1 protein-coding gene is annotated in these 511 nt (G+C 74.0%); it reads left to right on the forward strand.

The genetic code is table 11. The features are described from left to right. A partial coding sequence (locus PKE79_RS16640) for a DUF222 domain-containing protein (RefSeq protein WP_271174808.1) occupies positions 1-511 on the forward strand: 511 nt, incomplete at both ends.

Here is a 511-nt window from a genome sequence, read left to right on the forward strand (position 1 = left end):
GCGGGGCGGGATCCGCTGGAGGAGCTCGCGCCGGTCCCGCCGCTGTCGGTGGTGAACGTGCACGCGCAGGCGTGGATCGACGTGCTCACCGCCGACGGCACCGAGCCCGACCCCGACCGGCCCGAACGCGACCGCACCCTGAACCTCACACCCCTGCCCAGCGGAGCCTTCCGGGTCAACGGCACCCTCGTCCCCGAAGCCGGCGCCCTCCTGCAGAACCTCCTCTCCGCCCACACCAACCCCGCCCGCAACGTCACCTTCACCAAAACCCGCGGCGCGGGCGGCGGGCCGGACAGCGGGGGCGGAGACGTTGACGCGGGAGGGAATGCCGCGGACGGACCCGGACTCGACGACGGCATCGGAGCGGATGGCGCGGAGTTCGGTCCGGTCATGCCGGACACCCGCTCGCCGGCGCAGAAACGCCACGACGCGTTCTTCGCGATGATCCAGGCCGCCTCACGCGCCGCCGAGACCCCCACCCTCGGCGGCGCCGCCCCCACCGTCATGATCC

Origin of the sequence: Microbacterium barkeri (genome assembly GCF_027921765.1) — a bacterium.
In the GTDB taxonomy this organism is placed as follows: Bacteria; Actinomycetota; Actinomycetes; order Actinomycetales; family Microbacteriaceae; genus Microbacterium; species Microbacterium barkeri.